General features: G+C 71.8%; 1 protein-coding gene and 1 pseudogene. One reads left to right on the top strand and one right to left on the bottom strand.

Annotated elements, in window-relative coordinates:
* Positions 1 to 164: 164 nt before the first annotated feature.
* Positions 165 to 1,100, bottom strand: a complete 936-nt coding sequence (gene coaA, locus ADY01_RS35450) for a type I pantothenate kinase (protein ID WP_049580981.1) — start codon at positions 1,098 to 1,100, stop codon at positions 165 to 167.
* Between the two features lie 34 nt (positions 1,101 to 1,134).
* Between coaA and ADY01_RS35455 the strand changes: the two are divergent.
* Positions 1,135 to 1,699: pseudogene (locus tag ADY01_RS35455) on the top strand (glutamine--fructose-6-phosphate aminotransferase); the annotation flags it as partial.

Raw genomic sequence — 1,699 nt, forward strand, 5'->3', positions numbered from 1 at the left:
GCGAGAGATCGGGGGCCCTTACGCTGGCCGGCGGATCGGGCCCCTGGGCCCCACCGCGTTTTCCCCGATCGGGCCCCCGATCTTAGAGGCTCGCCCCAACGGGGCTGCCTAAAGCATCGGAAACCGCCCCAGCCACGAACGGCCAAGCGGGCCGCAGGCCGAACTCACAGCTTCCGCAGCCGAATTCTCCGGACGACGTGCGTCTCCGACTTCTGGAGTACCAGCCTCGCCCGCCCTCGCGTAGGGGCGATATTCGTCAGCAGGTTCGGTTCGTTGATGGTGCGCCAATTGTTCTCGGCGTACTCCATCGCCTCCTTCTCCGGCACCGCCGCGTATTTCCTGAAGTAGGAATCCTCGTTCTGGAACGCCGTCTCGCGGAGCTTCCTGAAGCGGTCGAGATACCAGCGGCGGATATCCCCGGTCCGCGCGTCCACGTACACCGAGAAGTCGAAGTAGTCGGCCAGGCCCACCCGTCCGGGCGGCGCGGGCTGGAGGACGTTCAGCCCCTCGATGATCAGTATGTCGGGGCGGCGCACCGTCAGGCGGGCGCCCGGCACGATGTCGTAGGTGAGGTGCGAGTAGACCGGCGCGTTCACCTCCTCGCTTCCCGCCTTGACGTCCGCCACGAAGCGCGTCAGCGCCCGCCGGTCGTACGACTCGGGGAAGCCCTTCCGCTGCATCAGGCCCCGGCGTTCCAGCTCCGCGTTGGGCAGCAGGAAGCCGTCCGTCGTCACCAGTTCGACCCGTGGGTGCTCGGGCCAGCGGGCCAGCAGCGAGCGGAGCAGGCGCGAGACGGTGGACTTGCCGACCGCGACGCTGCCCGCCACGGCGATGACGAACGGGGTGGAGGGCTGCGGCCCGCCGAGGAAGGTGCTGACCGCGCCGCGGAGCTGTTCGGTGGCCCCGACATAGAGGTTGAGCAGGCGGGACAGCGGCAGGTAGACCTCCCGCACCTCCGTGAGGTCGATCACGTCGCCGAGGCCGCGGAGCCGTTCCACCTCCTCGGCCGTCAGGGGCAGCGGAGTGCGGTCGCGCAGGGCGCTCCACTCCGCGCGGTCGAGATCGACATAGGGGGTGTGCTGCTGGAGCGAGGTTGCCACGCCGCCATTCTCGCCGCCCGGCTAGTCTGCCCGCATGTGCGGGATGGTCGGTTACGTGGGAGCGCAGGCGCGGTCCGCCCTCGAGGTGGTCCTGGCGGGGCTCGGCCGCCTGGAGCGGCCCGCGCACGACTCCTCGGGGGTTGCGGTACTGGCGGACGGTGGCCTGGCGGCGGCGCGCACGGCGGGCGGCCTGTCCACGTTGCGCGGCGTGCTCGAACGGCGCCCGCTGCCGACGGGCGCCAGCGCCATCGGGCATCTGCGTCGGGCGACGCACGGCCCGCCCACGGAGGGCAACGCCCATCCGCAGCTCGACAACGCGGGCCGGGTGGCGGTGGTCCACGACGGGCGGATCGGCAACCACCGGGAGCTGCGCGCCCAGCTGGTGGCGCGCGGGCGTCCGCTGGCCTCGGAGACCGACACCGAGGTGGTGGCGCACCTGCTGGCGGAGGCGTTCTCCTCGTGCGTGGACCTGGCCGAGGCGATGCGCCAGGTGTGCCGTTCGCTGGAGGGCTCGTTCGCGCTGCTCGCGGTGCACGCCGACGAGCCGGACACCGTGGTGGGGGTCGGGCGCGGGATGCCGCTGGTGGTGGGGCTCGGGG

Origin of the sequence: Streptomyces sp. SBT349, from assembly GCF_001083795.1 — a bacterium.
Classification (GTDB): domain Bacteria; phylum Actinomycetota; class Actinomycetes; order Streptomycetales; family Streptomycetaceae; genus Streptomyces.